The 25,669-nt window shown below is 66.1% G+C and carries 24 protein-coding genes; 13 read left to right on the top strand and 11 right to left on the bottom strand.

Annotated elements, in window-relative coordinates:
* The first annotated feature begins 2 nt into the window (after positions 1-2).
* From lptE to DSAT_RS08765, 7 genes are all read left to right on the top strand, one after another.
* The gene (lptE, locus tag DSAT_RS08795) at positions 3-536 is read left to right on the top strand and encodes an LPS assembly lipoprotein LptE (protein ID WP_020887147.1); all 534 of its coding nucleotides are present in this window, start codon (positions 3-5) and stop codon (positions 534-536) included.
* A gap of 19 nt (positions 537-555) precedes the next feature.
* The gene (locus DSAT_RS08790; protein WP_020887146.1) at positions 556-1,521 is read left to right on the top strand and encodes a DNA polymerase III subunit delta; all 966 of its coding nucleotides are present in this window, start codon (positions 556-558) and stop codon (positions 1,519-1,521) included.
* 2 nt (positions 1,522-1,523) lie between these two features.
* Complete coding sequence (gene radC / locus DSAT_RS08785) at positions 1,524-2,201, top strand: RadC family protein (RefSeq protein WP_161656099.1); 678 nt, start codon at positions 1,524-1,526, stop codon at positions 2,199-2,201.
* A gap of 271 nt (positions 2,202-2,472) precedes the next feature.
* Positions 2,473-2,748: an acylphosphatase gene (locus DSAT_RS08780; protein ID WP_020887144.1), complete on the top strand. Its 276-nt coding sequence runs from the start codon at positions 2,473-2,475 to the stop codon at positions 2,746-2,748.
* 264 nt (positions 2,749-3,012) lie between these two features.
* Positions 3,013-5,556 (top strand): endopeptidase La, encoded by a 2,544-nt coding sequence (gene lon / locus DSAT_RS08775; RefSeq protein ID WP_020887143.1) that lies wholly within the window; start codon positions 3,013-3,015, stop codon positions 5,554-5,556.
* 148 nt (positions 5,557-5,704) lie between these two features.
* Positions 5,705-6,832, top strand: coding sequence for an AI-2E family transporter (locus tag DSAT_RS08770; RefSeq protein ID WP_020887142.1), 1,128 nt, complete (start codon positions 5,705-5,707; stop codon positions 6,830-6,832).
* A 3-nt stretch (positions 6,833-6,835) separates the two neighbouring features.
* Positions 6,836-9,151 (top strand): DUF3536 domain-containing protein, encoded by a 2,316-nt coding sequence (locus DSAT_RS08765; RefSeq protein WP_020887141.1) that lies wholly within the window; start codon positions 6,836-6,838, stop codon positions 9,149-9,151.
* Here DSAT_RS08765 and DSAT_RS08760 read toward each other — a convergent pair.
* On the bottom strand, positions 9,144-10,220 hold the full coding sequence (locus DSAT_RS08760) for a rhomboid family intramembrane serine protease (protein WP_020887140.1): 1,077 nt from the start codon (positions 10,218-10,220) through the stop codon (positions 9,144-9,146). The genes DSAT_RS08765 and DSAT_RS08760 overlap by 8 nt on opposite strands.
* Positions 10,221-10,313: 93 nt before the next feature.
* Between DSAT_RS08760 and DSAT_RS08755 the strand changes: the two genes are divergently transcribed.
* Entirely contained in the window at positions 10,314-10,679 is a 366-nt protein-coding gene (locus tag DSAT_RS08755) for a hypothetical protein (RefSeq protein WP_020887139.1), read from the top strand.
* Here DSAT_RS08755 and trmFO read toward each other — a convergent pair.
* Complete coding sequence (gene trmFO / locus DSAT_RS08750; protein WP_020887138.1) at positions 10,676-11,986, bottom strand: methylenetetrahydrofolate--tRNA-(uracil(54)-C(5))-methyltransferase (FADH(2)-oxidizing) TrmFO; 1,311 nt, start codon at positions 11,984-11,986, stop codon at positions 10,676-10,678. The two genes, DSAT_RS08755 and trmFO, sit on opposite strands and share 4 nt — an antisense overlap.
* A gap of 228 nt (positions 11,987-12,214) precedes the next feature.
* On the opposite strand from trmFO, the gene DSAT_RS08745 reads away from it, so the two are divergent.
* The gene (locus tag DSAT_RS08745) at positions 12,215-12,670 is read left to right on the top strand and encodes a cytidine deaminase (RefSeq protein ID WP_020887137.1); all 456 of its coding nucleotides are present in this window, start codon (positions 12,215-12,217) and stop codon (positions 12,668-12,670) included.
* Between the two features lie 221 nt (positions 12,671-12,891).
* On the opposite strand, the gene DSAT_RS08740 is transcribed toward DSAT_RS08745, so the two are convergent.
* From DSAT_RS08740 to DSAT_RS08715, 6 genes are read right to left on the bottom strand one after another with little or no spacing between them, the layout of a single operon-like run.
* The gene (locus tag DSAT_RS08740; protein ID WP_020887136.1) at positions 12,892-14,220 is read right to left on the bottom strand and encodes a thymidine phosphorylase; all 1,329 of its coding nucleotides are present in this window, start codon (positions 14,218-14,220) and stop codon (positions 12,892-12,894) included.
* Positions 14,221-14,228: 8 nt separating this feature from the next.
* The gene (locus tag DSAT_RS08735; protein WP_020887135.1) at positions 14,229-15,308 is read right to left on the bottom strand and encodes an MlaA family lipoprotein; all 1,080 of its coding nucleotides are present in this window, start codon (positions 15,306-15,308) and stop codon (positions 14,229-14,231) included.
* Between the two features lie 5 nt (positions 15,309-15,313).
* On the bottom strand, positions 15,314-15,967 hold the full coding sequence (locus tag DSAT_RS08730; protein WP_020887134.1) for an MlaC/ttg2D family ABC transporter substrate-binding protein: 654 nt from the start codon (positions 15,965-15,967) through the stop codon (positions 15,314-15,316).
* A 13-nt stretch (positions 15,968-15,980) separates the two neighbouring features.
* Complete coding sequence (gene mlaD / locus DSAT_RS08725; RefSeq protein ID WP_020887133.1) at positions 15,981-16,439, bottom strand: outer membrane lipid asymmetry maintenance protein MlaD; 459 nt, start codon at positions 16,437-16,439, stop codon at positions 15,981-15,983.
* Between the two features lie 2 nt (positions 16,440-16,441).
* The gene (locus DSAT_RS08720; protein ID WP_020887132.1) at positions 16,442-17,641 is read right to left on the bottom strand and encodes an ABC transporter ATP-binding protein; all 1,200 of its coding nucleotides are present in this window, start codon (positions 17,639-17,641) and stop codon (positions 16,442-16,444) included.
* 3 nt (positions 17,642-17,644) lie between these two features.
* Positions 17,645-18,433 carry an MlaE family ABC transporter permease gene (locus tag DSAT_RS08715; protein WP_020887131.1) on the bottom strand — a complete coding sequence of 263 codons (789 nt, stop codon included), beginning with the start codon at positions 18,431-18,433 and terminating at the stop codon, positions 17,645-17,647.
* Between the two features lie 385 nt (positions 18,434-18,818).
* Between DSAT_RS08715 and thiM the strand changes: the two genes are divergently transcribed.
* From thiM to DSAT_RS08695, 4 genes are all read left to right on the top strand, one after another.
* Positions 18,819-19,661 (top strand): hydroxyethylthiazole kinase, encoded by an 843-nt coding sequence (gene thiM, locus DSAT_RS08710; RefSeq protein WP_020887130.1) that lies wholly within the window; start codon positions 18,819-18,821, stop codon positions 19,659-19,661.
* An 11-nt stretch (positions 19,662-19,672) separates the two neighbouring features.
* Complete coding sequence (locus DSAT_RS08705; protein ID WP_020887129.1) at positions 19,673-20,119, top strand: flavodoxin domain-containing protein; 447 nt, start codon at positions 19,673-19,675, stop codon at positions 20,117-20,119.
* Between the two features lie 90 nt (positions 20,120-20,209).
* Positions 20,210-22,192, top strand: coding sequence for a methyl-accepting chemotaxis protein (locus DSAT_RS15885; protein WP_020887128.1), 1,983 nt, complete (start codon positions 20,210-20,212; stop codon positions 22,190-22,192).
* Between the two features lie 20 nt (positions 22,193-22,212).
* Positions 22,213-22,728: a nitroreductase family protein gene (locus DSAT_RS08695; RefSeq protein ID WP_020887127.1), complete on the top strand. Its 516-nt coding sequence runs from the start codon at positions 22,213-22,215 to the stop codon at positions 22,726-22,728.
* A 150-nt stretch (positions 22,729-22,878) separates the two neighbouring features.
* On the opposite strand, the gene aroB is transcribed toward DSAT_RS08695, so the two are convergent.
* The 3 genes from aroB to DSAT_RS08680 all read right to left on the bottom strand — a co-directional run bounded on the left by aroB (position 22,879) and on the right by DSAT_RS08680 (position 25,598).
* Positions 22,879-23,976 carry a 3-dehydroquinate synthase gene (gene aroB, locus DSAT_RS08690; protein ID WP_020887126.1) on the bottom strand — a complete coding sequence of 366 codons (1,098 nt, stop codon included), beginning with the start codon at positions 23,974-23,976 and terminating at the stop codon, positions 22,879-22,881.
* A 4-nt stretch (positions 23,977-23,980) separates the two neighbouring features.
* Complete coding sequence (locus DSAT_RS08685) at positions 23,981-25,138, bottom strand: bifunctional 3-deoxy-7-phosphoheptulonate synthase/chorismate mutase type II (RefSeq protein ID WP_020887125.1); 1,158 nt, start codon at positions 25,136-25,138, stop codon at positions 23,981-23,983.
* Positions 25,139-25,220: 82 nt separating this feature from the next.
* Positions 25,221-25,598: a hypothetical protein gene (locus tag DSAT_RS08680; RefSeq protein ID WP_020887124.1), complete on the bottom strand. Its 378-nt coding sequence runs from the start codon at positions 25,596-25,598 to the stop codon at positions 25,221-25,223.
* Positions 25,599-25,669: the final 71 nt, after the last annotated feature.

Genomic DNA, 25,669 nt, shown 5'->3' with positions numbered 1-25,669 from the left:
CCATGAACGCCGCCGCCAGACCCACGCCCCGCCGAATCGCCCCTTCCGCGTTGCTCCTGCTCGTGCTGGCCGCGGCGTGTCTGCTGGTGGGCTGCGGGCGTTACGGCTTCACGGCACAGGAAGGCAAGCTCGCCCTTCCGGAGGACGTGCACACGGTCTACGTGCGTAGCGTCGAAAATCCGACCATGCTCACTTGGCTGCCCGCGCGACTTGTCTCGACATTCCGCGACGAGGTCACGCAGCGCCACATGCTCGAATGGTCCACGCGCGATGCAGCCGACGCCCTAGTGGATCTGGAGATCGTCCGCTTCGCCATCTCTTCCTCCCTGCTCACCAAGGAGGAGACAACCCTGCAATACAGCGCCAGCGTCACCCTGAACGCTCGCGCCTACGGCCGGGCGGACAACAATCTCCTGTGGCAGCGCTCGTCCTCCTGGAGCGAGACGTTTCTCGCGGCCAACGACCAAGTGGCCCGCGAGCGCGCCCTGGATCTGGCCGTGCAGCGCCTCGTGGACCAGTTGACGGACGCCTATTGACCGGAGCCCCAAACCCTTCATGACCCGCCCCGGATTCAGCTTCCTCGCCTGTCCGGACAGTGAACTGATCCGGCGCCGCATCCGCTCGATGCTCGACGGCCAGGGGCTGGAGCGCCGGGTCTATTGGGGCGACGAGGATCTGCCCCCCAAATTCTGGCAGGACATGTCCAGCCAGGGGCTGTTCGGCGGCTGCAAGGCCGTGGTCGTGCGCCACGCCCAGGCCCTGCCCGAAAAGACCCTGGCCCAGCTCTCGCCGCTGCTCGCGGGCATGAACGAATCCGCCTGGCCGATCTTCTGCGTCGAGGTGCCCTTCGAAAAAGGAGGGCCGAAGATTCCTGCCGCGCTCAAAAAACAGAAATACTGGATATTCGCCGAGAAAAAGGGATGGGTCTGGACGTCGCCGGGCCTGACCGAGAAGACGCTGCCCGACTATCTGCGCGCCTGGAGCAAGGACACGGGCATCGCCGTGCCGCAGCCCGTGCTGCGCGATCTGGCCGCCATGCTGCCGCCCGACGCGGCCGCCGTGGACAGCGAACTGGCCAAGCTCGAGCTGGCCCTGGCCGGACGGCGCGAACTCAGGGCCGAAGACCTCGACCTCGTGGCCTCGGAGAGTTCCATCGACTTCTTCAGCCTGCTTGACGCGCTCTTGCGCGGCCGCCTGGAGACCAGGGTGCTGCGCGAGGTGCTGCGCGAGCGTTCCTCGTCCGACGGCCTGCTCTTCAAGCTGCTGGCGAACATGGCCCGCGACGCCCGGCTGATGTGGATGATCCTCTCGGGCGAGAACACGGGGCTGCCCGGCTGGATGACGCAAAAGAAGGAACCGCTGGCCCGCGCGGCGGGTCCGGCTCGCGTGGCCGCCCTCTTCGGGCTGCTCATGGAGGCCGAGCACGGGGTCAAGTCAGGCGAACGCACCGAGGCCCAGGCCCTGGAAAACCTCGTGGCGGAACTTTCCCGGCTCTTCGCCCCGGCCCGGCGCGGGGCGTGATCGTGGCCAAGGACCCCCACTACCACGGCCACCGGCAGCGCCTGCGCGACCGGCTGACCCGCGATCCAAGCCAGCTTGCCGACTACGAGGTCCTTGAGCTTTTGCTGGGCCACGTCATCCGGCGCGGCGACACCAAGCCTCTGGCCAAGGAACTCATCGCCCGCCACAAGACGTTGCGCGGCGTGTTCCTGGCCGATCCCTCGGAACTGCGCAATCTCGACGGCTTCGGCCAAAGCCTGGAGGATTTCTGGCGGCTGTGGCGCGAGACCTGGGCCAGGCTGCACGAATCCCCGGTGGCCGAGCGGCTGTCCATCCAGAGCCCGCAGGACGTGGCCGATTTCGCCAAGGCGAGGCTCGGCCCCTGCCGCCGCGAGGAGTTCTGGGTGGCCATGGTGGACAACAAGAACCGCATCATGGCCTGGGAGCGGGCCAGCCAGGGCACGGTGGACCAGACCATCGTGTACCCGCGCGAGGTCTTCTCGCGCGCCCTGGAGGTCAAGGCCAGCGGCATCGTGCTCGTGCACAACCACCCCGGCGGCGACCCAAGGCCCTCAAGCCAGGACGTGGAACTGACGCGGCGCATGGTGCGCGCGGCCTCGGACCTCGGCGTGCGCGTGCTCGACCACATCATCGTCACGGACACGGCCTTCTACAGCTTCCAGCAGGAAGGCATGCTCTAGCTCAAACCGCCCCACAAGCGTCATCTGCTAAACTGTCGCGAAAAACGCGATTCCCCCCGATCCGCCAGACTCAAGTCCTGCCTGCAACCGCCCTGCTTCCGCGATTAGCGGCGTTCGGTTATGGTACATTTATATAAATGTACCATAACCAAGCCGAGGCGATCCGGACGGGAAGGCGGAAAATCTGCGCCGTGTCTTGCCCGGAGGTTCGTGGCGGCGTATGGTGGAATGAAGATCGAGCCTACGGCCGCGCAAAAGCCGGGAGAGACATATGAAGACCATCCGCTGTCTGGTTTCCGGACGGGTGCAGGGCGTGTTCTTCCGCGCCTTCACCCGCGACAAGGCCCGTTCGCTTGGGCTTGTCGGCCAGGTGCGCAATCTGCCTGATGGCCGGGTCGAGGTCGTGGCCAGGGGACCGGACGAGGACGTGGCGAAACTCGCCCGCTGGCTCGCCGAGGAAGGCTCGCCCGGCAGCATGGTCACGGACGTCGCCTGCACCCCCGCCGAGCTCGATCCTGCGTTGCGTGAGTTCAGCATCACGCGCTGAAGAAGGCTTCGCCGAGACCTCCGCCTCCTCCAGAAACCGCCTCGCGCCAGCACTTTCCGCCATCAACCCGTCGGTTCGCCCCGCTTTTGCGAAGGTTTTGCGCGCCTGCACGCTGTTTTCCGGTTTATTTCCCTTTACGCCCGCGCAAAAATGCTTACTCTTCGACTTTCGGAAGGACCGCAAGCCCTTCGGGGCGGGAATGCGGTCTTCCCTGCCGCCGGAAATATCCGGCGACCTATCTTACCGAATATCTAGGAGGTCTCGATGACCAAAGATACCGACCGCGACCGGCAGGACGCGGAAAAGCTCTCCGAAGAGATCGAGAAAATGGAGCTTTTGGCCTCTCTGCCCGATGGGGAATCCTCCGGGGAGGAGGACAAGGCGCGCCTGGACATTCCAGACGAACTGCCCGTGCTGCCCGTGCGCGATATCGTGGTTTTCAACTACATGATCCTGCCCCTGTTCGTGGGCCGCGAAAAATCCGTGGCGGCCGTCGACGCGGCGCTCAACTCCAACCGCTTCATCCTCATCCTGACGCAAAAGGACGAGGCCGTGGATGATCCCGGCCCGAACGACCTGCACCGGACCGGCACAGTGTGCATGATCATGCGCATGCTCAAGATGCCCGACGGGCGCCTGAAAGTGCTCGTGCAGGGCCTCACGCGTGCCAAGGTACGCGACTTCACGGCTTCCGAGCCCTTCCACAAGGCCTCCATCGAGGTCATCGAAGAAGAGCCCATGACCGAGACCACCTCCGAGGTCGAGGCCCTGATGCGTTCCTCGCGCGAACAAAGCGAGAAGATCATGGCCCTGCGCGGCGTGCAGAGCCAGGATATCGCCGGTGTGCTGGCCTCGGTGGACGACCCGGGCCGTCTGGCCGACCTTATCGCTTCCAATCTGCGTATGCGCGTGGACGAGGCCCAAGCCATCCTCGAATGCGGCGACCATGTGGAGCGGCTACGGCTGGTCAATCGCCAGCTCCTGAAAGAGGCCGAGGTCGCCACCATGCAGGCCAAGATCCAGTCCATGGCCAAAGAGGGTATGGACAAGGCGCAGAAGGACTACTTCCTGCGCGAGCAGATGAAAGCCATCCGCAAGGAGCTTGGCGAGACCGGCGACGAATCCGAGGAATTCGAGGAACTGAGGAAGCAGATCGCCAAGGCGGGCATGCCCAAGGACGTGCGCGCCGAGACCGAGAAGCAGCTCAAGCGCCTGGAGTCCATGCACCCCGACTCATCCGAGGCCTCGGTCATCCGCACCTACATCGACTGGATGGTCGAACTGCCCTGGAAAAAGGCCACCAAGGACCGTTTGGACATCGTGGAGGCCAAGCGCATCCTCGAAGAGGATCACTACGGCCTGGACAAGGTCAAGGAGCGTATCCTCGAATACCTCTCGGTGCGAAAACTCAATCCGGGCATGAAAGGCCCCATCCTGTGCTTCGTCGGCCCTCCGGGCGTGGGCAAGACCAGCCTGGGCCGCTCCATCGCCCGGGCCCTGGGCCGTAAATTCCAGCGCATGAGCCTTGGCGGCATGCGCGACGAGGCCGAGATCCGGGGCCACCGCCGGACCTACATTGGGGCCATGCCCGGCCGCATCATCCAGAACATCAAGCAGGCCGGAGCCAGAAACCCGGTCATCATGCTCGACGAAATCGACAAGGTGGGCGCCGACTTCAGGGGCGACCCTTCCTCGGCCCTGCTCGAAGTCTTGGACCCCGAACAGAACCACACCTTCCAGGACCACTACCTGAACGTGCCCTACGACCTCTCCAAGGTCATGTTCATCTGCACGGCCAACGTGCTCGACACCATCCCCGGCCCCCTGCGCGACCGCATGGAGATCATCCGCATCCCCGGCTACACAGAGCAGGAGAAGACCCGCATCGCCAAGCGTTACATCTTCCCGCGCCAAGCCAAGGAGAACGGTCTGGCCAAGGGCGAGGTCCAGATGTCGGACGCGGTGCTCGCCAAGGTCATCCGCGAATACACGCGCGAGGCCGGGCTGCGAAACCTCGAACGCGAGGTCGGCTCCATCTTCCGCAAGTTCGCGCGCAAGAAGGCCGAGGGGCAGAAAGGGCCGTTCCGCGTCACCGCGGCCTCGCTGACCAGACTCTTGGGCGTACCGCCTTTCCGCGAGGACCAGCGCGAGCGCGACCTGCCTCCTGGCGTGGCCAACGGCCTGGCCTGGACCCCTTACGGCGGCGAGATACTGCACATCGAGGTCTCGACCATGAAGGGCAAAGGCAAGCTGACCCTCACCGGACAGCTCGGCGAGGTCATGAAGGAATCCGCGCAGGCCGCCATGTCCTGGGCGCGGGCCAAGGCGGAGTCGCTGAAAATCGACCCGGACTTCTCTGAAAAGCTCGACATCCACATCCACGTCCCGGCCGGGGCCACGCCCAAGGACGGCCCCTCGGCGGGCGTGACCCTGGTCACGGCGCTCGTCTCGGCTCTCACCAGCCAGGGCGTGTGCGCCGAGACGGCCATGACCGGCGAGATCACCCTGCGCGGCAGGGTGCTGCCCGTGGGCGGCATCAAGGAGAAAATCCTGGCCGCTGTGGCCGCAGGCATGAAAACCGTTATCATCCCCAAGGACAACGAGAAGGACCTGCGCGACGTGCCGCCCGAACTGGCCCGCCGCATCGAGGTACGGCTCGTGGAGCGCATCGACGAGGTCTGGCCCCTGGCCTGTGCCACGCGACAAGATGAAAAACCCGCGTCCAAGCCGGGCAGGAAAACCGTAGCCAAACCTGGAAAGCCCGCCGCGAAAAAGGCTGGCGGCAAAGCCCGGAAAGTTCCCGCCTAGAAATTCCGATTGCCTGCCAGACGATTCAGGCCCCGCGTCCAAATCAGGCGCGGGGCCTTTGTTTGTCACCGGCTCCATTTTCCGGGCTGCGCTGATTTCGCCTTCTCTTCCCGCCGTCCTTCGTGCTAGGAAAGCCCCTGGAGGCGCGATGATCCTCGACGACAAACCCTACACTCTCGACCGCATCTTCCGCATCGCAGTCGGCGTTGTCTTCCTCGTGGGTCTGGTGCTCACGCTGCGCTGGTTCTCCGACGTCCTCCTGCCCTTCGCCATCGCCCTGGTTCTGGCCTACCTCCTGAACCCCGTGGTGCGCGCGGCGCAAAACCGCCTGGGCGGCCGCCGCGTCCCGGCCGTACTGCTCACGCTGACCCTGGTCGCAGGCATTCTCGGCTTTCTCGTCTGGCTGCTCCTGCCCATGGTCGTCCGCGAGACAGCCCAATCCGCCGCTCTGCTGGCCCAGGCCGCCGCCCGCTCCGACTGGGCCGAATTTCTGGCCCGTTACCTGCCTGAGGACATCTGGAGCGAGATACGCCGCCTGCTCCTGCACAGCGACGTGCAGCAAATGCTGCGCTCGGGCCGGGCGCTCGACGCGGCCCAGGCCATCCTGCAACGCCTCGTGCCCGGCGTCTGGAACGTGGTCAGCGGGGCCACGAGTCTTCTGCTGGGCTTCGTCGGCCTGTCCGTCATCGTCCTGTATCTGGCCCTGCTGCTGGTGGACTTCGAACGCGTGGCCCGGACCTGGAAGGAATACCTGCCCGGCGAATGGCGCGAGCGCGTGGCCGGATTCCTGCGCGAGTTCGAAAACGCCATGGCCCGCTACTTCCGCGCCCAGGCGCTTGTGGCCAGCATCGTGGGCGTCTGTTTCGCAACCGGTTTCTGGCTCATCGGCCTGCCCTTCGCCATCGTCTACGGGCTGCTCCTGGGGCTCATGAACATGGTCCCCTACCTCCAACTTCTGGGCATGCCCCCGGCCTTCTTCCTGGCCCTGGTCATGGCCGCCAAGGGCGACATGAGCGTCTGGATGGCCCTGGGCCTCGTGGCGCTGGTCTTCGCGCTGGTTCAAGTTCTCCAGGACGGCTTCCTCATCCCCAAGCTCGTGGGCGACGCCACGGGACTCGCGCCTTGGCTCGTGCTCCTCTCCCTCTCCATCTGGGGCAAGCTGCTCGGTCTTTTAGGCCTGATCATCGCCATCCCGGCCACCTGCCTCGTGCTCGCCTGGTACCGCCGCTATCTGGCACGCCTGGGCACGCCGCCACCTTCGATATCACCGGAATAAAACATGCACACCCACCTCTGCCTGCACGGGCATTTCTACCAGCCCCCGCGCGAAGATCCCTGGCTCGACGCGGTCCTTCCCGAAGCCTCGGCCGCGCCCTCCATGAACTGGAACGAACGGATCACACGCGAGTCCTACACGCCGCTGGCCTTCGCCCGCAGGCTCGACGGCCAGGGCCGGGTCGCGGACATCGTCAACTGCTACGAGTGGATGAGCTTCAACGTCGGCCCGACCCTCATGCACTGGCTGGAGAACCACGCCCCCGCAACCTACGCGCGCATCGTGGAGGCCGACAGGCGAAGCGTCGAACGCCTGGGCCACGGCAACGCCATGGCCCAGATCCACCATCACGTGATCATGCCCCTGGCCTCGTCACTGGACAAGGAGCTTGAGGTCGCCTGGGGCATCCACGACTTCGAGCGCCGCTTTTCGCGACGTCCGGAAGGCATGTGGCTCTCCGAGGCCGCAGTGGACGTGCCCACCCTGGAAGTCCTGGCCGCGCACGGCATCCGCTACACCCTGCTCGCTCCCCGCCAGATCAGGTCGGTCGCGCCCATCGACGACGGCGAGTGGCGTGACGTGGCCGAGTGGGAAGTGGACATCACCCGGCCTTATCTCGTGGAATTGCCCTCGGGCCGCTCCATCGCCGTGTTCTTCTACCACGGCCCCATTTCGCAGGCCGTGGCCTTCGAGGGCCTGTTGCGCGACGGGGAAAAATTCTGGCAGCGGCTCACCGGCGATCCCGCGCCCGGCCTTCGGGCCGTGGGCACGGACGGCGAGACCTACGGGCATCACTTCGCCTTCGGCGAGATGGCCCTGGCCTACGTCATCGAACAGGCCCGCTTGGGGCGCGACGACGTGCGCCTGACCAACTTCGCTGCCTTCTTGGCCGAGCACCCGCCCGTGATGCGCGCGCGGCTGCACGAGCCCTCGTCCTGGAGCTGCGTGCACGGCGTGGAGCGCTGGCGCACGGACTGCGGCTGCACCGACGGCGGCCACCCGGAGTACGACCAGAAATGGCGCGGCCCCCTGCGCCAGGCCCTGGATATGGTGAAGAAGAACGTGGACGGCCACTACTTCACCCGGGGCCGGGAGTGCTTCGCCGATCCCCAGACGGCGCTGCGCGAATACGGCCGGGTACTCGCGGGCAGCCTCGACCAGGCGGCGTTCGAGGCCGCCCACTGCAAGAAAAAGTGCGGCCCGGCCGAACGGCGACTGGGCTGGACGCTTTTGGCCATGCAAGCCCACGCCCTGTCGGCGTTCGCCTCCTGCGCCTGGTTCTTCGATGAAATATCGCGCATCGAACCGCTGAACGCCCTGACCTATGCGCTTCGCGCCATGGAGCTTGCGCGCGAGACCGGCGCGCCGGACATGGAGCGCCAGGTCATGGACGTGCTTTCCGCAGCGCGCTCGAACCGGCCCGAGTTCGGCAGCGGCGCGGACCTGTGGCGCTCGCAGGTGGCCGTGCGACGCGAGACGCCCGCCCGACTGGCCGCGCAGGGGCTCTTGACCTTGTGGGCGCGCCACGCCTTACCCGAACCGGGCGAGACCGCGTCCGTGCAATGGTCGGGCCTTGGCCTGACCTTCACCGCCGATCCTGACGGGCAGGCCGATTCCGTGGCCCCCAGGAGCGGAGTCATGATCGTAAGCGAACGGCTACGCGCGGACAGCCCTGCATACCGCTGGCGGATGTGCACGGACCTGAGCTTCTCGCCCCTGGCTTGCCGGTTCGAGGTCGAGGCCGAAAACGGCCCCGCGCGAAACGGCGGCGATGCGAACGGAGTCTGCATCCCGGCCACCGACCTGCCCTGGGGCAAGCAGCAGGCCCTGGCCGTGGAGTGGGCGCGCCAGTCCGAGCGCGTCTTATGGCGCGATTCCGTGCTCGCCGCCCTGGGCGGCTGCCGCATGTTCCTGCCCTGGCAGGAGGCCCAGACCGACCAGCCGCTGGGCAACTCGTGGATGACCCTTCTGCCCGCCCTGTGCTGGAACTATTGTCTAGGTCTGCCCAGGGGCGATGCCGGCGAGGAGCATCTGGCCGACTACCTGGGCAGACGCGCGGTCTCGCACCCCGGCACCGGCGAACTCACGTTCCGCCTGGAGCGCGAATTGGCCCGGCTGATCGCAGATACCGAGGACGCGCTCGAAGGCGTACGCGACGCGGCCGACGTTTACGCCAGGGCGCGGCGCATCGGCCTTTCGCCCTCTCCATGGCTGGCCGAAAACGCCCTGTGGTCGCGGCGCGGCGATCTTCCTCCGGACGCGGCCCGTCTAGCCGAGGAGGCTTTCGGCTTCGTGCCCGGCCTGCTCGATCTCAAGTGAAGGCCAGCATCCAGGCCAACACGGGCAGCGCAAGCGCCGTGACCAACAGGCCTGCGTCCAGTGCCCGGCCGGGCATTCCCATGCGGTTCGTGGCGCGCCCCGCGGCCACGCCCAGCGGGACTCCCACCAAAAAGCCGAAGATGTGAGCGCCAAGGTCCGTGTTCTCTCCGCCCGTACCAAGCATGGCCGTGAGCCCGAGCCCGGCCGCGAGCGGCACGAAGCCGCCACGAAGCCCGGAATAGGGTCCGGCCACGGCGCGAAGCCCGGCGATGCATCCGGCCGCGCCGAACACGGCCGTGGAAAAGCCGATGGACAGGTGATCAGGCCCCAGCACCGCCGCGTTGACCAGGTTGCCCAGGATTCCTGCCAGGAGCATCAGCAAGAGCCCGGCGCCAAGGCCGAGTTCCGCGCAGAGCACGGCCCCGAAGATCGTGCCCACGGCCACGTTGCCCAGCAGATGGCCCGCGTCGGCGTGCAGCGTAAGCGCCGTGGCCGCGCGCCACCACTCGCCCGCCCAGATCAGGCCCGCGTCGGCCCGGCCCTGCTGCCGCCAGATGTGCGGGTACCAGCCCTGGCGCGGCAGCACTTGAAGCGTCAGGAGATGAAAGGGGATGAGCAGCCCGAGGAAGAATCCCACGGGCACGATGGCCGAGCGAGTGTCCGGCGGCGGCGAGAGCGAGGCCAGCCCCCGCCGGTTTTCTGCCACATAGGCGTCGAGTTCTTCGCGTGCGCGGACCGCCTCGTGCGCCGGAGACACGATCACGGTGTTGCGCCCGGTTTGGCGCAGCATGTGCTCCACATCGCGCGCCTGCAAGACCAGGGAGAATTCCTCGGCCCGGCGCAGCGAAAGGCCCACAACCACTTCGCGCCAGCCGTCATCGCGTTCTTGCGGCGCGAGTGCGTCTTCCCCGTCAGGCCTCGCGGTGCTGTCGGCCCCTTGCGGCGCTGCGCGCGTAGCGGAACGCCCCAAGGCGCGGCTTTGGGCCCGCCAGACGGCCCGGGCATTCTCGCGCCGCTGGGCATCGGATTCGGCCCTGGATCGACTCACGCCCCCACGGCGAGAATTCATGGAGATTCTCCGGGTTGCCGCCTGCCGCGTACCCTTTTCAAGCCAGCCGCGATGGTGTAGGCAAGGTCCAAACCTATTTGAGCGGAGCGTTTCATGAAAACCATCCTGGCAGTCGCCGCCCTGGCCGTCTATATGATTCTTGTGATCGGAGATTTCGTGCTCATGCCCGAAGCCATTTTCATCCCGGTCTCGCTGGCCCTTTCCGCCTCCATCTTCCTTGGCGCCCCCTACGCCGTCCGCCGCTTCGCCTGCGCCAAACCCCTGCCCATGCCTTTGGCCCTGGGCGCGACCCTGAGCCTGGTGGGCATCGTCTACATGCTGTTTGCGGCCATCACGCCGGAAAAACTCACGCTCTTCGCCATCATCTGCCTGCTTGCGCTAAACGCGGTCCTGGCCCTGCTCTGCGTCGTGCTGCTGACCCAGGACAAGCAGGGCTCAAACGGCGGCGTCGCGGCCTAACGCGCGCCCAACCAGGCGACGAAGGCCTCTCGCGCACGCGCCGCGTAGGTCTCCTTGCGCTGCTTCTTCTTCACGCGGCCCGAAAGCTCGGGCATCAGACCAAAATTGACGTTGCTCGGCTGAAACCCTTTGGCCTCGCTCTTCAGATGGCCGAGCAGCGCGCCGAGCGCAGTTTCGCGCGGCGGACGGGCGAGCGTCCTTCCCGCCTCGCGCGCCGCCAGGACCATGCCCAGCCACAGGCCGCAGGCCGCCGACTCCAGATACCCCTCCACACCTGTGATCTGCCCGGCCAAAAAGGTGCCCGGCCGGGCGCGCAGTTCGAGATCATCCGTGAGCACGCGTGGCGCGTCCACGAAGGTGTTGCGGTGGATGCTGCCGAAACGCAGGAACTCGGCCTTGGCCAGGGCCGGTATCAGGCGGAAGACGCGGTCCTGCTCGGGGTACTTAAGCTTGGTCTGAAAACCCACCAGATTGAAGGCCGTGCGCTCGCGGTTCTCAGCGCGCAACTGGACCACGGCGAAGGGCCGCTTGCCCGTGCGCGGATCGACCAGCCCCACGGGCTTGAGCGGTCCGAAGGCCAGGGTCATCTCGCCGCGCTCGGCCATCTCCTCCACGGGCAGGCAGCCCTCGAAGTGCACGGCCTTCTCGAAGTCGCGGCAGGGCACCTTCTCGGCCGCGAGCAGCGCGGCCACCAGCGCCTTGTACTCCTCCTCGCTCAGCGGGCAGTTCAGGTAGTCGTCGTCCTCGGGCCGCCAGCGCGAGCCCCAGAAGGCGTGCTCCATGTCGATGCTCGCCGCATCCACGATGGGCGCGATGGCGTCATAGAAATACAGCCCCTCGCCGCCGATGTTTGCGGCCAGGCTCTTGGCCAGGCTGTCCGAGGCGAGCGGCCCGGCGCACACGGCCACGGCCTTGGCCCCGACCAGGGCGGGATCGTCCAGGCTCTCGATCTCGCAGCGCAGGACGTGGATCAGGGGGTGTTCGCTCACGGCGCGGGTGATCTCGCGGGCGAAAAGTTCGCGATCCACGGCCAGGGCCTTTCCGGCCGGCACGGACGTGGCCCGCGCGGCCCGCATGACCTCGGAGCCCAGCGCGGCCATCTCTTCCTTCAAAAGTCCCACGGCCGTGACCGGCTCGTCGGAGCGAAGCGAGTTGGAGCAAACGAGTTCGGCCAGGAGGTCGGTCTGGTGCGCGGGCGTGGTGCGCGCGGGCCGCATCTCGAAAAGGGTCACGGCCAGTCCGGCCCGGGCCAGGGCCAGGGCGCATTCCGCACCCGCCAGCCCGCCGCCGACAACGATATGGGACAAGGAGAACCTCCGGTGTTTCGCGAATAAGGGAAAGACATTGTTGACAAAAATTATTTCTTCAGGCTGTTCAAAAAGCCACAGGTGCAAGGCGCACAAAAAGTTCAAGACCGACGCGTATATCCAATACGCGAGGGTTTGAACTTTTTGCGGCAACGCGGCAGATGGGGCTTTTTCAACAGCCTGGAAAGCAGCTATACAAAAGGACCACGGAAAGGCAAGGAGCGCGACGTGACGGATTTCGGACAACCCGCGTCAGGGGCCGCCTTCGACCCGGAGCAGCAGGAGCTTTTGCGCGCCGCGAAAGAGGCGGCTGCAAAGGCCTATGCGCCCTATTCCAAGTTCCGCGTGGGCGCGGCCGTGCTCGCGGCGGACGGCCGGATATTTCGCGGCTGCAACGTGGAGAACGCCAGCTACGGCCTCACGCTGTGCGCCGAGCGCATGGCCCTGGCCCTGGCCGTGAGCGAAGGCGCGTGCGATAAGGTCGGCGGAATCGCCGGGGTGGCCGTGTTCTGCCTCGACGCCGCGCCAGACGCGGACGGGAGATTGCCCGAGGGCGCGGCAGCGCCTTGCGGGGCCTGCCGCCAGTGGCTGGCCGAACTCGCGCCCGAGGCCTGGGTGGTCACGAACTCCTTCAGCGCCCCGCGCACGACCCGCGAATTGCTCCCGCTCGGCTTCAATATTTAGCCGATAGCATCCTGAATCACCGGCTGCGGCGTTGGTGCGTAAGTGCCGGGCTCCGCACCTGCATCCTCTTGAATTCGACTTGGATCGCTGAAAATCTGAGCACCCCGCAGGCTGTTCAAAAAACGTCGGATGCAAGGCGCAAGGACAATCCAGGCCCGACGCGTATCGAGAAATACGCGAGGGACTGGATTGTTCGCCGCAACGCAGCAGATGGCGTTTTTTCAACAGACTGCGGAAAGCACCCCGCGCATGAGAAGGCCGATTGGGGGCGCTTGAGGGCCTACGGCCACGGCCTCGTCCACCAGGGGCAGCACCGCGTCGATCAGGGATTCGCTCGCGGCGTGCAGTTCCAGAACCGGCTCCCCGGCCTTTACGGCGTCCCCTTCCCGGGCCAGAAAGATCATCCCGGCGGCCGGGTCGATACGGTCGTCGAGCCTCAGACGTCCCGCGCCCAGGCGCACGCAGGCCTTGCCGAGCCCAAGCGCGTCGAGCCGCGTGACGAAGCCCGTCTCGCGCGCGGCCACGACGCGCCGGACCAAGGCCTGCGGCAGGCGCTCGGGCCGTTCGAGCACCGAGGCGTCGCCGCCCTGGGCCGCGACCATGCGCGAGAAGACCTCGAAGGCCCGGCCCGAGGCCAAGGCCCGCCGGGCGAGCCCCCTGGCCTCGTCCACGCTGAGCGCCGCGCCGCTCAGAAAAACCAGGTGAGCGGAAAGCTCCAGCGACAAGGACAGGAGTTCAGCCGTGCCGGGCGGCTCCTCGCCGCACAAGAGCGCGGCCGCCTCGGCGATCTCCAGGGCGTTTCCGGCTGCGCGGCCAAGCGGCTGGTCCATGGCCGTGAGCAGCGCCGTGACCCGCACGCCGTGCGCCGCGCCGATCTCCACGATGGTCCGCGCAAGCTCGCGCGCCCCTGCCTCGTCCTTCATGAAGGCCCCCCGGCCGCACTTCACGTCCATGACCAGGGCGTCGAGCCCCTCGGCGAGTTTCTTGGACATGATCGAGGCCGCGATCAGCGGCACGCTCTCCACTGTGCAGGTCACGTCGCGCAAGGCGTAGAGGCGACGGTCCGCCGGGGCGATCTCCGCGCTTTGCCCGGCCATGCAAAGGCCCACCGCGCGCACCTGGGCCTCCATCTCGGAGGGCGAGAGGTCTGTGCGCAGGCCCGGAATGGATTCGAGCTTGTCCACGGTGCCGCCGGTGTGGCCGAGCCCCCGGCCCGCGATCATGGGCACGGCCACGCCCAGCGCCGCGCACACGGGACCGACGAGAAACGAGGTTGCGTCGCCCACGCCGCCGGTGGAGTGCTTGTCGCCCACGCGGGGCAGGCCGGGAAAGGCGAGGGTGCGGCCCGAGCGCAGCATGGCTCCGGTCAGGGCGGCTGTCTCTTCGACCGACATGCCGCGCAGACACACGGCCATCAGAAAGGCGCTCATCTGGTAGTCGGGCACCTGCCCGTGCGTGAAGGCGTCCACCAGAAACGACAAGGCCTCCCCGGTGAGGGGGAGGCCGTCGCGTTTGGCGGCGATGATCTCGACCGCGTCCAATGAGCCCATGCGAACGCCTACTTGACGCCCTCGCGCAGGGGCATGAATTCGGGTTCGTCGGGCTTCTTCGACGGATCGTCGTAGTAGGGATCGAAATCAGGGCGATTCCTGTACTGCATGTAGAGGTCGCGCAAGGCCACGTAGGGATCGAGGCTGGCTTCCTTCATCGCCTCGTAGTCGCCCAGACGCAGGCTCAGGGCGTTCGTCTTCTCGCCGATCCAGATGAGCGTGGGTACGTACCAGGGCCTGAGGTAGGTCGGCGGCCACAGGAAGGTGTCGCCGATGTCGCCGAAGGTATGGCGCACGGAATAGGGGCCGAAGATGGGCCAGACCACGTAGTTGCCGCTCTCGATGCCCCAGGTGCGGAAAGTCTTGTCCAGATCCTGTTTGGGCGGGTTGAGATAGGCGTGGTCGCGGCTGCTCTCCACGATGCCGCCCAGGCCGAAGATGGTGTTCACCAGAAATTTGAGCAGTTCGCGGAAGGAGTTCTCCACCTTGCCCTGGAGGAGGTTGTTCACGAAGCGGATGGGAAACTTGATGTTCTCGAAGGCGTTGGCGATGCCGATACGCGCGGGCTGGGGCACCAGGATGGCATAGCCCGTGGCCGCAGGATCGAATATCCAGAAGTAAAGCGTGTCGTTGAACTGGAACATGGCCCTGTTGAAGCCTTCCCAGGGATCGTCGTGCGGCTCGTGATGTCCCAGGTCGTCGTCCTCGGGTACGTAGGCCGCGTCGAGATCGGCGTCGGAGAAGACGCGCGTGCTCTGCTCCCCGGTGGTTGCCGAGGTCGTAGTCACGAGCAGGAGCGAGGTGTCGAAGTAGCTGCGGCTGACGATGGTCACGTCACGCGGGTTCTGGCCTGACTGGGCGGGAATTGCCGCCGTCTCGAGGGCGACCGCCTGTTCTGCCGGGAGGACGGGAGCCACCGCACCGGGCTCGTGCCAGTAGCAGATCGAGGACCAGTCCTGCGTCTGCGCCGGGCCTGCCGGACCATGCCCGGCAACCGCGGCGACCGCGACCAGCGGAGTCAGCAGGACGGCCAGGACGGCGAGGACGGTCAGACTCGGCGACAGCGGGCGACGGGCTCCGGTTTCCACGGCGTCTAGGCTCCTTCCGCGACCTTGCGTCGCAGATCCTCGATCATTTCGTCAGGGGACTTGCTCGCCAGAATGTTGTTGAACTGGGTACGATAATTCTGCACCAAACTCACGCCCTCGACCTGCACGTCGTAGATCCGCCAACTGTCGGCGCGGTTGATAAGCCTGTAATTGATGGGGATGTTTTTGCCTTGGGAGCGCACCGTGGTCTGTATCTCGACCTGGGTATCGGAGAGCGAGGATTGTCCGCTGAAAACCACTTCCTCGTCCTTGTAGTCTTGGATTCGGTCCATGTAGGTCCGCTCCAGGAGCTGCTTGTACAGTTCGACGAAATCCCTGCGCTGGTCGCTGTCGAGCCGGTTCCAGTTCAGGGCCAGGGTGCGCCGCGAAAGCTCCACCCAATCGAAAATGTCGTCGGCCAGGGCGGAAAGCTTGTTGCGCTGCTCCTGACGCATGGCCCCGTCCTTGAAGGCCGGATCGCGCAGCACGTCGAGCACCTTGCCCACGAAATCCTTCATGGCGTCCATGGGCTTTTCCGCCATTGCCGGAGCGGGCGTGAGGCACACGGCCGCCACAAGGCACGCGGCCAGGAGGCGCCAGACCCCCCTAAGCCGCGACGTCCGCACGCCGGGCGCGGACACGAAAACCTGTACCGACATGATGCTCCCCCTGCTACTTTTCGACGTTACCGAACGCATATTTACTGATCAGCCCTTCGATGTCCACAGCGGATTGCGTATCCACGATTCGTCCGCCCGCAGCCAGAAAGTCGCCCGAACCACCCGGCGAAATCTCGACGAACTTGTCGCCGATGAGGCCGGAAGTTTTGATGCTGGCAATGGAATCATCCGACAGGCGCACGCTGTTGGCGATGCGCAGGGTGACCACGGCGGCCATGTCCTGCGGGTCGAGACTGATGGAGCCCACGCGCCCGATGGGCACGCCCGCGACTTCCACCGAACTGCCCGCGCGAAGGCCCGTGACCGAGGTGAACTTGGCCTCCAGGGGATAGTTGTCCCCGCCGACCAATTCCATCTTGCCGAGCTTGATGGTCAGATAACCCACGCTCAAAAGGCAGATGAAGACAAAGACGCCCACCGCCAATTCCAGTTTCACCCTGTTGCCGCTCATACTCATGACTCCCCGTCGCCGCATCGCATGCGGCCCAATTCATGAACCGAGGCACGCGCCGCGACGGCGGCCTCAATGCATCCCTTGGATATGTCCGCTGGCGCGCCGAGCACGCCGGGACTCGCAAACAGGCCCTCGGCTCCGAAACGGCAGACAGCCTCGCCGTTGCCCAGCGCCGCGCCCACCGCGTCGAGAAAGCGGGATGCATCGCCTCCCGTCGGCAGAACGCACAAAATCTCTCCGGGCCCCGTGCGGCCGAGCAGCGCGCCCTCCCCACCCTTGGCCCGGGCCAGCCCGGCCAGGGCGTCGAGCACCCGGTGCGTTGCCAAGTCGCCTATCCCTGAGCGCAATTCAGCCACGTCGGCCAGGGACAAAAGCGCGGCCGGACGGCTCTGCCCGCCCTCTTCCGCCAGCGCGACGGAAAGGGCGTGCGGACCCACAAGGCCCACGAGGTCGTTCTCGAGGTTCTCGAGGCTGGCCAAAAATTCCGCGGCCACCTCGTTGCCCGAGCGTTCGAGTTCCACTGGACTGCCCTGGAAGAGAATCTTGCCCTTGTCCAGGATGGCGATGCGGTTCGAGATATAGAAGACGTCGGGCACATCGTGGCTGACCATGATGGCCGTGAATCCGAAACGGCGCTGGTAGTGGCCGACCATGGCCAGCACCGAGTTCTTGCGCAGGGGGTCGAGGCCTGTGGTGGGCTCGTCGAAGAGCACGATCTCGGGATCGCTGACCAGGGCCCTGGCCAAGGCTACACGCTTTTGCATACCGCCGGAAAGCTGCGAGGGATAGCGGTCGGCTGCGGCCGGAAGCTCCAGGATGTCGAGCAGCCCCATGACCTTCTCTCGGATCTTGGCCTCGGGCGTCTTGCGGCGCTCCCGAAGGGGCAGGGCCACGTTGTCGAAGACGTTCATGGAGTCGAACAGTGCGTTGCTCTGGAACATGTAGCTCACGCGGCTCTTGAAGGCCCGCCGCTCCTCGCGGTCCATGGTCGAAAGAGGGCGCCCGCGCACCAAAATCTCGCCCGAATCGGGGGCCAGAAGACCCACGATGTGCTTGATCATCACGCTCTTGCCCGCGCCGGACTTGCCGATGATGGTCGTGACCTGGCCCTCAAAGAATTCGAGATCCACGCCGTCTAGCACCACGTTGTCGCCGAAGCGCTTGCGCAGGTTCTTGAATTGAATGAGCGATTCGGCCATGGCTTACATGAAGAAAGAGGTTATGACGTAATCGCTGATGAGCACCATGACGCAGGAAATGACCACGGCCGTGGTCGTGGAGAGTGAGACGCCCACCGCGCCGAAACCCTGCCTGCGCAGGTGGGTGTAATAGCCCTGGTAGCAGCACATGGTGGCCACGATGAGCGCGAAGACCAGCGACTTGACGAAGCCGCCCGTGACGTCGGCCATCTCCACGGCCGTCTCAATGCGGTACCAATAGACGCCCGCGTTCACCCCGAGCATGACCACGCCCGTGAGGTAGCCGCCGATGATGCCCATGACGTCGAAGAAGGCCGTGAGCAGGGGAAAGCTTATGACTGCTCCGGCCACCTTGGGACTGACCAGGTAGCGCACGGGATTGATGTCCATGGTGTCCAGTGCGTCAATCTGCTCGGAGATGCGCATCACGCCGATCTCGGCGGTCATGGCCGAACCCGCGCGGCCGATGACCATGATGGCCGTGAGCACAGGACCCAACTCGCGAATCAGCGACAACGCCACGGCCGCGCCAAGCATGCCTTCGGAGCCGAACTTGACCAGCGCGTAATACCCTTGAAGGCCGAGGACCATGCCCGTGAAGAGACCTATGAGCAGGATGACGGACATGGAGCGCACACCGATGAAATAAACCTGCTCCACCACCCTGACGGGCTGAAACGGCGGCCGTAACGCAAGGGCCGCGGCGCGCGCGGAAAAGCAGGCGTAGCGCCCGGATTCGAGCAGAAAAGAGAGGGCCCTTCGGCCCAGCCACTCAAGTGGCGCGCTGACCATCATCCGTGTTCCCCATGGCTGCCTGACGCGGCACCGAGCCACAAAAAGGCTCGTCTTGCACGACAACCCCTCCCACACGTGCATTTGCTGCCGCAGCGGCCCAAGCCGCCACGCGGAGCACCTAAACATCCGTTTAAACCGGTGTCAAGAACATCGCTCCGTCCAGACCCACGCCCTGACGGTTCGACTTGGATACTGCATCGTATCTGCCTTTTCCAGGTGGCAAAGTCAAATTCCGGACCGTCCGAGGCGATGGCGCTCTCTTCCGGTACACGCCACCACGTGGCGGGGCCATGATATTTTTTCCCCGCGCTTCTTGCCGGGCGGCCTCGCATTGCGCTACTCATCGCGCAGGCGGACCCGCCGCCTCGCAAAGGAGCCTTGCATGATCGACGCACGCACAGTCTGGAAGGACGTGGAGCGCATCCGCCAAAGCGCCCCCCTGGTCCACAACATAACCAACTACGTGGTCATGAACACCACGGCCAACGCGCTGCTCTCCATCGGCGCCTCGCCGGTCATGGCCCATGCCCTGGAGGAGATGGACGAGCTCGCGGCCATCGTCAAGGCGCTGGTCATCAACATCGGTACCCTCTCGCCTGGCTGGATCGAGGGCATGCGCCGGGCCGGCCTCGCGGCCAGGGAACACGGCGTCCCCGTGATCCTCGATCCCGTGGGCGCGGGCGCGACGAGCCTTCGCACCGACACCTGCGCGGCCCTTCTGACTGAGGTCGCGCCGGGCATCGTGCGCGGCAACGCGTCCGAGATACTGGCCCTAGCCCAGGCGACCTGCGGCCTTGTGGCCGAGGGCCGCACCAAGGGCGTGGACAGCGCCCATGAAAGCGCGGCGGCCCTGAACGCCGCCACGGCGCTGGCCAGCCGCTTCGCCTGCGTAGTCGTGGTCTCGGGCGCGGTGGACTACGTCACCGACGGCCTGCGAGGCCTGCGCATCGAGAACGGCGACGCGCTCATGCCCAGGGTCACGGGCATGGGCTGCACGGCGTCGGCCCTGATCGGAGCGTTTGCGGCCGTCAACACCTCGGGACTTGCGGCCGCGGGCCACGCCATGGCCGTCATGGGCGTGTGCGGCGAGCTCGCCGCCGCCATCTCGCAGGGGCCTGGCTCCATGCAACTCAATTTCCTCGACGCGCTCTACACGCTATGCCCCGAAGACATCGAGGCAAGGCTGAGAATCATCCCGCTCGAAAACGTCGCTCAGCAACCCTGAAGGAGGCGGTCATGGCTCAGGCGCTCATCATCTACGGCAGCGAAACAGGCAACACCAGACGCGCGGCGGAGATGATCGCCGCGAACATGGTCGAAGGCGGGCATGAAGTCCGCGTGCTCGACGTGACCGAAACCGGAGTCGAAATCCTCGGCGAGCCCTACGACGCGCTGCTGCTCGGGGTTTCCACCTGGGGAGCCATCGACGAGGAGGTCTGTGAGGACTTCAAGCGCTTCTACGCCGACTTGGCCGGGGTCGATCTCGCTGGCCGCCGCGTCGCGGTCTTCGGCTGCGGCGACACCGGCTACGACCGTTTCGCCAAGGCCGTGGACTTCGTGGCCGAGCGCGTCCGGCAGCGGGGCGCGACCATCATCGCCGAGCCCCTGAAGATCGACCGCGACCCGGCCAAGTCCAAGAATCTGGTCGAAACCTGGGCCGTGGCCCTGGCCCGCGCGATCTAGGCGGGACTTCGCCGCTTCCGCCCCCGGTCGAGGGGCCGGAGCGGACCCGACACGCACGAAACGATGCACATCACGCCCAGGGGGAGAACCATGTCCCGCGACGTCCAACCAAGCGCCCTGCCCGTTATCGCCTTGGGAATATTTGCGGCCGCATCCATCCTCGCGGCCCAGACCCTGCCCTCCCTGTGGCTGGCCGTCTCGCTCGCGGTTCTCGCCCTTGCGGGCGCGGTCTTCATCGGCCTGTCCGCCTCCCGGCGCGCGGCCCTTGTGGACGAGACGGCGGCCTCCGCCCAGTCGGCCGCCGCCCTGGCCGAGGCCAAGCTCAAGGGACTTCAGTCGGCTCTTGGCGAGAGCCCCCTGCCGCTCGGGCTCTTCGGCCCCGATTACGCGCCGCGCCTCGTGAGCCGAGGATTCGAGGCCCTGGCTCCACAAGCCGGTTCACGCTCCCTCAAGGACACTCTGCGCCTCGATGGCGGCGACCTGGCAGGGCTCTTCGCCCAGGCGCGCGCGCCGCGCGAGGGAACGCTCGGTTCACGTCCGGTGACGGCCACCGCCCTGCCCCTGCCGGGCGAGGAAGGCCATTTCCTGCTCGTCCTCGAGGACCGCTCCAAGGCGCTGGCGGCCGTGGCGGAAGCCGAGGCCCGGGCCAAGGAATTTGCCGAGGCCGCAGGATCCATCGTGCAACTGGCCCAGCAACTCGCTTCGGCTTCGGAGTTGATGAGCGCCTCGGCCGAGGAACAGGCCGGAAACTCTCGCCGTCAAAAAGAGCAAACCGACGCCGTGGCCGCCAGCGCCGAGACGGTCTCGGCCTCCATTTTCGACGTGGCGGCCAACGCCTCCGGGGCCTCGGACGCCACGGAAGAAGCCAGGGAGGCGGCATTTTCCGGCGTGGAACTGGTGCAGCGCTCGCTCTCGGGCATCAACGCCGTGGCCGAATCCGCGCGCAAACTGGCCGACGTGTTGCGCGCCCTGGACGAGCGGGCGGGCCGCATCGGCGACGTCATCGGCGTGATCAACGACATCGCGGACCAGACCAACCTCCTGGCCCTCAACGCCGCCATCGAGGCCGCGCGGGCAGGCGACGCTGGCCGTGGTTTTGCCGTGGTCGCGGACGAGGTGCGCAAGCTTGCCGAAAAAACCATGACCGCAACCAAGGAAGTGGCCCAGGCCGTGCGCGAGATCCAGGCCGGCTCCTCGCAGGCCGTGTCCTCCATGGAGCAGACGGCCGGACGCGTGGCCGAGAGCACGGACATCTCGAACCAAGTCGGAGAATCGCTGGAGCACATCAAGGAATTGGTGGAGCGGGCCGCAAGCCGCGTGCGGCAGATCGCCTCGGCCTCGGAGGCCCAGGCGGCCGCCGCCGAGGAGATCAAGGCCAGCACCGGCGAGATGGCCGAGATCGCCCGCGACGCCTACGAAGGCGCGGACCAGCAGGCTCAGGCGACCAAGGATCTGGCCCGCTACTCCCAGGAGCTTCTGGCCCTTTCGCGGCGCATCGGCGGACAGACGGCGCGGGGCGAGACCCCGCGCCCTGCCGCCAGCGGCAAGGGCGGGCTGATGAAGGGCATCCTGCCCAAGCTCATGCAGGAGCACCTGCGCCAGGCGCTGGGCGAGAAGGTTTACGCGGCCGTGCACAAGGATCTGGGCGAGCCCGTGTTCCTGCCCCAGGAGAGCTATCCCGGCGACATCATCCGGCAGATGGCAGAGAGCGCGGCGCGCCACTCGGGCCAGCCTATGAAAAAGCTGCTCTACGAACTGGGCTTCCACACCCCGGCCCAGTTCGCCAAGTATTATCGCAAATACTTCAAGACCGACTCGTTCAAGGATTTCCTGCTCGCCATGAACGAAACCCACGCCCAGGTCACGCGCGACATGCCCGGCGTGCTTCCGCCGCGCTTCACCTTCGAGGACAAGGGCGACGTCCTGTTCATGAACTACCGCTCCGCGCGCGGCCTGTTCGACTACTTCGAGGGCATCCTGAACGGCATGGCGGCGCACTTTAAGACCCGCGCCCGGATCACGGTCAAACCCCTGGACGCGGAGACGGCCCGGGCCGAGATCAGGTTCGGTTGAAAAATCAGCGAGGAGAAACCATGGACGTTTTCGAAGCCATGCTCACGCGGCGAAGCATCCGGGCCTTCGCGCCCGGCGAGGTGACGCCCGAGGATTTGGAGGAGATGTTGCGCGCGGCCATGATGGCCCCAAGCGCAGGCAACGCCCAGCCCTGGCAGTTCGTGGTCGTGGACGACCGCGCCATCCTGGACGCCGTGCCCGAATTCAGCCCCTACGCGGCCATGGCCAAGCAGGCCCCGCTCGGTGTGCTGGTCTGTGGCGACCTCTCGCAGGAGAAGTACCCCGGCTACTGGGTGCAGGACTGCTCCGCGGCCATCCAGAACCTCCTGCTCGCGGCCCACGGGCTTGGCTACGGCGCGGTCTGGACCGGCGTCTACCCCATGCCCGACAGGGTGCTGGGCTTCAAGAAGCTTTTGTCCCTGCCGCACCACATCATCCCGCTGGGCTTCGTGGTCATCGGCAGGCCCGGACAACGACCCAAGCACCGCGACCGCTACGACGAGGCCAAGATCCACCGCAACGGCTACCGCGCCTGAAAAGGCATTGCAAACCGCCGCCCCGCAAACCTGTTCAAAACGTGGCGGATGCACGGCGCGAAAAAAGCGCAAAGTCCGACGTGACACGGCGTGCACGTCGGCCTTGAATTTTTTCGGCAGCGCGGCAGAGGGCTTCTTTTCAACGGCCTGTCAGGCGCGGGCGAGCGTGGCCTCCAAAACCTCGCGCACGAGGTCGAGGGGCACGTCGTCGCGCCGGGTCGTCTGGCCGATGGCCGTGGGCAGGATGAAGGTGATGCGGCCGCCCGCGTTTTTCTTGTCGCCATGCGCCAGGTCGATCAGCCGCTCCGGGTCCATGTCCAGCGGATCGAGCGCCAACCCGTAGCCGTCCAGAAGGCGCTCCTGGCGGGCCAGATCGCTTTCCGGAAAAAGTCCCAGGGCATTCGCTATCCTGGCCTCCGCTCGCATGCCGTAGGCCACGCACTCGCCGTGCGTCAGGGCGTATCCGGCCGCGTCCTCGATGGCGTGGCCGATCGTGTGGCCGTAATTGAGGACCATGCGCGGCCCGGCCTCGCGCTCGTCGCGCTCCACGATGCCCGCCTTGATGGCGCAGCAGGTGGCCACGGTCCGGACCACGGCCTCCTCGTCCAGGGTCAAGAGCGCCTCCCGGCCTTGCTCCAGGAACTCGAAGAACCCGGCGTCGGCGATGACCGCGTGCTTGATCACCTCGGCCAGACCGCTCAAAAGCTCGCGCCGGGGAAGGCTTTGCAAGGTGCGCACGTCGATGAGGACTTTTTTCGGCTGGTGGAAGAGCCCGACGTAGTTCTTGGCGCCGGGTAGGTTCACGGCCACCTTGCCGCCCACGCTCGAATCCACCTGGGAGAGCAGCGTGGTGGGCGCCTGGACCACGGGCAGGCCGCGCATGTAGCATCCGGCCGTGAACCCGGCCAGGTCGCCGACCATGCCGCCGCCCAGGGCCAGCACGAAATCCTTGCGCGTATAGCGCAGGTCGCGCAGGCGGCCAAGCAGCCCCTCGAACACGGCCAGCGACTTGCTGGCTTCGCCCGGCGGCACGTCCAGCACGTCGCAGGAGAGCCCTGCATCCTCGGCGCGATCGAGCAGCGCCGGGACGAACAACTCGCGCGTGGTGAAGTCGCAGACCACGGCGCAGCGCCCGCCCGAAACGAGGCCCGAAAGCTCCTTTGCCAGGCGATCCATGAGCCCCGCCTCGACCACAATGTCGTAGGAGGCGTCCACCTCCTTGCGAAGCGAAACCCTGATGCGTCGCATAGGGCTAGTCCTTGGCCCCTTCTTCCTGGTGGCGGATGGATTCCTCGTGGATATACTGATAGACGCGCAGCAAAAACTCCTCGTCCAGTCCCAGATCCTTGCCCTTCCTGATGCGCGTCGTGAGCGTCTCCTTCCAGCGCTTGGGCTGGAACAGGGTCAGCCGCGTCTTGCGCTTGAAGCGGCCGATCTCCGTGGCGATGTCCATGCGCTGCTTGAGCAGGCCGATGAGCGTCGTGTCGAGTTGGTCGATGATGTTGCGAAGCCCCTGGATATAGGCCAGTTCGTCCTCAGACGGGGTCGAGCGCATGGGCATGAGCCCGGCCAGCATCCGGCCGAGTTCGGCTGGCTTGAGCTGCTGTTTGGCGTCGGAGAGTGCCACGTCCGGGTCGATGTGCGACTCGACCATCAATCCGTCGAAAGTCAGATCCAGCGCGGTCTGCGAAACCTCGGGCACGAGCTTGCGCGTGCCCGCGATGTGCGAGGGATCGCAGATGATGGGCAGGCTGGGCACCCGCCGCCTGAGTTCGATGGGAATCTTCCAGTTGGGCTTGTTGCGGAAACGCGACTTCTTGTAGGCCGTGAAGCCCCGGTGGATGGCGACGAGCTTGCTCACTCCCGCCGCGTTCAGCCGCTCCAGGGCCCCGAGCCAGAGCTCGATGTCCGGGTTGATGGGATTCTTGACCATCACCGGGATGTCCACGCCCTTGAGCGCATCGGCGATGGGCTGCACGGAGAAGGGGTTCACCGTGGTCCGCGCGCCGATCCACAGCACGTCGATGCCAGCCTTGAGCGCCTGTTCCACGTGCTGGGTGGTGGCCACTTCCGTGGTCACGGGCAGCCCGGCGGCCCGGCCCGCGTCCTTGAGCCAGTAAAGTCCGGGCTCGCCAACGCCCTCGAAGCAGCCAGGGCGGGTGCGCGGCTTCCAGATGCCCGCGCGCAGCATGTTCACGGGCTGTTTGGCCAGTTCGGCCACGGTGGCGTGCACCTGATCCTCGGTTTCGGCGCTGCACGGCCCTGCAACGACGAGATAGTCGCCGAAGGGAATGCCCCAGTCGCGCAGGCCCTGGGCCTTGATCTTCACTGTCATCAGGATGTCCTCGCGTTCGATGTGCGGCCGTGACGTGAACCGGAGATCGCGGTTTACGAGGCTGCCGGAACGCATGCTAGGCCCTTTCCGGGCGGCCCGCAAGCACGCCCGACCGGTCCGAAACAGACGTCCCGCCCAATGCCTGGCTGTCGGCCGTTTATTGGTAGTTGCGGCGGCAGTACAGCGTGCAGGTCGTCGCGACCTGATTGGCAACTTCCTGGCAGGTCCAGTGGTAGACCTGCTGCGAGTACATTTCCGCTGACGCGTCGCGGCACATTTGCAGACATTCGTCGAGGGTGCCGCTGAAGGCCTCGATGCGGCTGGAATATCCGCGGCAGATCTCCGCCTGGGCAAAGGGGTCGCAGCCGGTGGGGCCGCCGTCGGACCCGTCCCGCAACTGCGTGCCGCCGGTGCGGCCCGCCATGTTGCATTCCCAGCGGAAGTCCGAAAGCGTCATGGGCGGCGGCTTGCCGCAGGCTCCAATCCCGAAGGTCGCAAAACCCACGACCAAGATGATGAAACATATCCGCTTCATATGGTTTCTCCTTTTTCAGGCCACCCCAAAAATCCAAGCTGCCTCGGTGCCGCAAAACGCTCAAACTCTCG

The sequence above is a fragment of the Alkalidesulfovibrio alkalitolerans DSM 16529 genome (assembly GCF_000422245.1).
GTDB lineage: Bacteria > Desulfobacterota > Desulfovibrionia > Desulfovibrionales > Desulfovibrionaceae > Alkalidesulfovibrio > Alkalidesulfovibrio alkalitolerans.
The sequence above is the reverse complement of the archived record's forward strand: the minus strand, read 5'-3'. Positions and strand labels throughout refer to the sequence as shown.

Bases quoted from the DNA above. Each gene is read 5' to 3' on its own strand.
- DSAT_RS08770 (WP_020887142.1), top strand. From the start codon at position 5,705: ATGATCCTCGACGACAAACCCTACACTCTCGACCGCATCTTCCGCATC.
- DSAT_RS08695 (WP_020887127.1), top strand. From the start codon at position 22,213: ATGGACGTTTTCGAAGCCATGCTCACGCGGCGAAGCATCCGGGCCTTC.
- DSAT_RS08680 (WP_020887124.1), bottom strand. From the start codon at position 25,598: ATGAAGCGGATATGTTTCATCATCTTGGTCGTGGGTTTTGCGACCTTC.
- DSAT_RS08780 (WP_020887144.1), top strand. From the start codon at position 2,473: ATGAAGACCATCCGCTGTCTGGTTTCCGGACGGGTGCAGGGCGTGTTC.
- aroB (WP_020887126.1), bottom strand. From the start codon at position 23,976: ATGCGACGCATCAGGGTTTCGCTTCGCAAGGAGGTGGACGCCTCCTAC.
- DSAT_RS08740 (WP_020887136.1), bottom strand. From the start codon at position 14,220: ATGGGCTCATTGGACGCGGTCGAGATCATCGCCGCCAAACGCGACGGC.
- DSAT_RS08705 (WP_020887129.1), top strand. From the start codon at position 19,673: ATGGCTCAGGCGCTCATCATCTACGGCAGCGAAACAGGCAACACCAGA.
- DSAT_RS08715 (WP_020887131.1), bottom strand. From the start codon at position 18,433: ATGGTCAGCGCGCCACTTGAGTGGCTGGGCCGAAGGGCCCTCTCTTTT.
- DSAT_RS15885 (WP_020887128.1), top strand. From the start codon at position 20,210: ATGTCCCGCGACGTCCAACCAAGCGCCCTGCCCGTTATCGCCTTGGGA.
- DSAT_RS08765 (WP_020887141.1), top strand. From the start codon at position 6,836: ATGCACACCCACCTCTGCCTGCACGGGCATTTCTACCAGCCCCCGCGC.
- DSAT_RS08730 (WP_020887134.1), bottom strand. From the start codon at position 15,967: ATGTCGGTACAGGTTTTCGTGTCCGCGCCCGGCGTGCGGACGTCGCGG.
- DSAT_RS08790 (WP_020887146.1), top strand. From the start codon at position 556: ATGACCCGCCCCGGATTCAGCTTCCTCGCCTGTCCGGACAGTGAACTG.
- DSAT_RS08720 (WP_020887132.1), bottom strand. From the start codon at position 17,641: ATGGCCGAATCGCTCATTCAATTCAAGAACCTGCGCAAGCGCTTCGGC.
- lptE (WP_020887147.1), top strand. From the start codon at position 3: ATGAACGCCGCCGCCAGACCCACGCCCCGCCGAATCGCCCCTTCCGCG.
- lon (WP_020887143.1), top strand. From the start codon at position 3,013: ATGACCAAAGATACCGACCGCGACCGGCAGGACGCGGAAAAGCTCTCC.
- mlaD (WP_020887133.1), bottom strand. From the start codon at position 16,439: ATGAGCGGCAACAGGGTGAAACTGGAATTGGCGGTGGGCGTCTTTGTC.
- thiM (WP_020887130.1), top strand. From the start codon at position 18,819: ATGATCGACGCACGCACAGTCTGGAAGGACGTGGAGCGCATCCGCCAA.
- DSAT_RS08755 (WP_020887139.1), top strand. From the start codon at position 10,314: ATGAAAACCATCCTGGCAGTCGCCGCCCTGGCCGTCTATATGATTCTT.
- DSAT_RS08760 (WP_020887140.1), bottom strand. From the start codon at position 10,220: ATGAATTCTCGCCGTGGGGGCGTGAGTCGATCCAGGGCCGAATCCGAT.
- DSAT_RS08685 (WP_020887125.1), bottom strand. From the start codon at position 25,138: ATGCGTTCCGGCAGCCTCGTAAACCGCGATCTCCGGTTCACGTCACGG.